The sequence below is a fragment of the Actinomycetota bacterium genome, from assembly GCA_005774595.1.
Classification (GTDB): domain Bacteria; phylum Actinomycetota; class Coriobacteriia; order Anaerosomatales; family D1FN1-002; genus D1FN1-002.
Genome location: VAUM01000237.1, coordinates 1 through 3,131 on the forward strand (window position 1 = coordinate 1; position 3,131 = coordinate 3,131).

The window sequence follows — 3,131 nt, forward strand, 5'->3', positions numbered from 1 at the left end:
GGTCTCGAGCGGGACGCGGGCGCGCCAGCCGAGGACGGCCGCCGCCTTGGCCGGGTCCAGCGCGCTGTGCTCGACGTCGCCCGCGCGCTCCGGGCCGTGCGCGACCGCGCCCGTCCAGCGCGCGGCGAGCCGCAGTCCCGCGACGAGCGCGTCGACCGACGTCCGCTCGCCGGTGCCGATGTTGTATGCGGGGCCGTCGATGCCGTCATCCGCGAGCGGGCCCTCGTGCTCGAGCGCGGTGATCACGGCGTCCACGACGTCGCCGACGTAGATGAAGTCGCGGGTCTGGTGCCCGTCGCCGAACACGACGGGCTCACCATCGGCGCGGATCGCGTCGCAGAAGATCGCGACCACGCCGGCCTCGCCGTTGGCGTCCTGGCGTGGCCCGTAGACGTTCGCGAAGCGCAGCGACGCGAAGTCGACGCCGGTGCCGGCGAGTTCGGCGGCGAGCACGGACTCGGCTTCGAGCTTGGACGCGCCGTACGGGCTCTGCGGGGACTTGGGGTGCGTCTCGGGCATCGGGAGCGTCTGCGGCTCGCCGTAGACGGCCGCCGAGGAGGCGGACAGCATGCGCGCGCATCCGCACGCCGCCGCCGCACGCGCGGCCGCGCGCGTCCCCTCGACGTTCACGAGCCGGTCGCGCTCCGGTTCGCGCACGGACACGGCGACACTCACCTGAGCGGCGAGGTGCACGATCGCGTCGGGTCCGAACTCCGCGACAGCCAAGGCGAACGAGCCGTCGAGCACGTCGAGCGTGCGGTGCCATGCGGCGGGGTGCAGGTTCGCCGGGCTGCCGGTCGACAGGTCGTCGATGACGCCGACGTCGTGCCGGCCCACGAGCGCGTGCACGAGGTTGCTCCCGATGAACCCGGCGCCGCCGGTCACGAGTATGCGCACCGCGGTTCCTCTCCTTCTCGCCGTCAGGGCCCGCCAGCGGACTCGATGCGGCGCACCTCGACGAGCCTGGCATGGACGACGAGTCGATACCGGGCGCTGTACGGCGGGTGGCAGGCGGTGAGCGTGAGCATCGGCTGCGGCCCGTCGTCGAGCACGTCGACGCGGTCGGGGGTGACCACGAGCTGCTCGGTCACCTCGTAGCGGTAGCGCCGGTAGGGCGAGTACAGGTCGATGGTATCACCGGTGCCGAGGCGGTCGATGTCGCGGAACGGTGCGAGGAAGGTGGTGCGATGTCCGGAGATGCCGGTGTTGCCGCCCGCTCCCGGCAGGTCCGTCGACTCGATCCAGCCGGGACCCTTGGCGAGGTCCGCGCGCGCGGTGCCGCGCACGACCGCCGCGTCCAGGCCCATCTTCGGAGCGACGATGCGGCCGAACACGCCGCCTTGTGGCAGCGCTTTCCAGTAGGCGCCGTCCTGCGCCTCCCAGCCCTCGAGATCCATCGGCGCCGCCCCGGTCGCAGGCAGCGTCTTCGGCACGGAAGCCGCAAGGTAGGGCGCCGAGCGCAAGTTGCGCTGCTCCATCATCGTCGCGAGGTTCGAAAGCCCGCCGTAGGCGAGGATGCCGATCGAGGCGCCGAGGAGCACGTTGCCGGCCGCGAGGACGGCGATGCGTCCGACGCCAGGCCTCTGACCTGCGGGAACAGCGCGTTCTGTGACGGAGGCGGTCGGCATGTGGCTCCACGGTGACGAAATGTGATATTCGGCACAGATCCGCTATAAAGTCGGGCCTGCGAGGCACCGATAATGCGAGTGTAAGGCAGAGTTGACAACCGCACATCGAGCACCAGCTCCCCGAAAAAGGCACGGCCCGCCGAAAGGCGGACTTCGCAAAGTCACGGGTCTACCGGGAGGGACACCTCCCTACGACAGCCGGACTGCCGGGTTCGAGCCTCGGACCAAGCGTGAACCGGCCCGGCTCCCACCCAGCGCAGATGAGCACTGAGGGGGAACCGGGCCGATGTGCTTGGACCGAGAAGGTGCTCTCAGATGTTCGCCAACACCCGCAGGATCACCGCTCTGACCGTGGCCCTCATCGTGGCCGCCCTCGCTGTCGCCACCGCGCTGCCCGGCATCGCCGTCGCAGGCGAGCCGGCCGCTCCGTACACCACGCAGCTGTCCGCCGTCGCGCCGACCGCCCGTGTGGCCGTCACCGAGCAGGCCCGCCTGGCCACCGTGTCCGAGCGAACCGTGACCGCCGCGACCGTCCGCACCGGTTCCGCGTCCGCCTCCAGCGAACTGACGAAGGCCCGCGCCATCCTCGCCGGCCTCATCGCGAAGCACCCGATCCTGAAGGGCACCACGGTGACCTTCGGCGATGCCCGCGGCTACCAGGCCATCGCGTACTACAAGAGCGGCCGGATCGTGATCAGCGCGACGCACACCGCCACTCTCGAGCGGATCCTGAACCACGAGATCTGGCACGTCATCGACTGGCGCGACAACGGCCGCATCGACTGGGGCGAGAACGTTCCTCCGCGCCAGTAGCGCGCAAATCCCCTCGCCGGGAAGAGAGAAGGCCCCCGCGGCAAGCGCGGGGGCCTTCTTGGCGTTCCGGGGCCGGAAGCGGCGCCGTGAGCGCGAGGCGTCAGTCCTCCTCGATCTCCTCGATGGCGCCCATCGGGCACTCCTCCATGCAGGTGGCGCAGCCGGTGCAGTCGTCCTCGTTGACGACCTGGGCCGAGTCACCGACGAGGTCGAGGACCCCTTCGGGGCAGGCATCCACGCAGATGCCGCAGGCGGAGCAATCGTCCTCGTTGATGATCGGTCGTGGCATGCGTTCCTCCCAAGCTCTCATCCGAAGGCCGAAGGCCCCTGCGGGGGGCCGTGCGCGTCGGGAGTGAAGATAGCCAGTGCGCGGGGCGGTGTAAAGGGACCATTCCCGAGCTGATGAGGGTATGTTCCTGGTGTGCCCGCACCGGAGGGCGGACACGACCGGTGACGCATACCGAGGGTCAGGCTGGCGGCACGCGCCGCAGCCGCGGGAGCGGAGGTCGTGGATGGCTCGATGGCGCGTACGCGTCCGCGCCGCCGCCGTGCTGGCGGTGGCCGCGGTGACGCTTGCGGTGGCGGCGCCCGCCGCGTCCGGCGATGGCTCGGCCGTCTCGCGGCTCGCGGTATCGGTGCGCAGCGACGCGCCGCCCGGAGGCGTCGACTACCGCGCGACCGTCCGCTACC

General features: G+C 71.2%; 4 protein-coding genes and 1 riboswitch. Of the genes, 1 reads left to right on the plus strand and 3 read right to left on the minus strand.

What is annotated here, in order from left to right; genetic code table 11:
* Both FDZ70_08475 and FDZ70_08480 read right to left on the minus strand, forming a co-directional pair.
* The coding region (locus FDZ70_08475; GenBank protein ID TLM72299.1) for an NAD-dependent epimerase/dehydratase family protein at window positions 1–897 on the minus strand (897 nt) is incomplete at its 3' end.
* 23 nt (window positions 898–920) lie between these two features.
* Entirely contained in the window at window positions 921–1,628 is a 708-nt protein-coding gene (locus tag FDZ70_08480) for a class E sortase (GenBank protein TLM72300.1), read from the minus strand.
* A gap of 118 nt (window positions 1,629–1,746) precedes the next feature.
* Window positions 1,747–1,839, plus strand: a riboswitch (cyclic di-GMP riboswitch).
* 104 nt (window positions 1,840–1,943) lie between these two features.
* Here FDZ70_08480 and FDZ70_08485 point away from each other — a divergent pair.
* Window positions 1,944–2,441: a hypothetical protein gene (locus FDZ70_08485; GenBank protein TLM72301.1), complete on the plus strand. Its 498-nt coding sequence runs from the start codon at window positions 1,944–1,946 to the stop codon at window positions 2,439–2,441.
* A gap of 100 nt (window positions 2,442–2,541) precedes the next feature.
* Here FDZ70_08485 and FDZ70_08490 read toward each other — a convergent pair whose 3' ends face one another.
* Window positions 2,542–2,730 carry a 4Fe-4S dicluster domain-containing protein gene (locus tag FDZ70_08490; protein TLM72302.1) on the minus strand — a complete coding sequence of 63 codons (189 nt, stop codon included), beginning with the start codon at window positions 2,728–2,730 and terminating at the stop codon, window positions 2,542–2,544.
* Window positions 2,731–3,131: the final 401 nt, after the last annotated feature.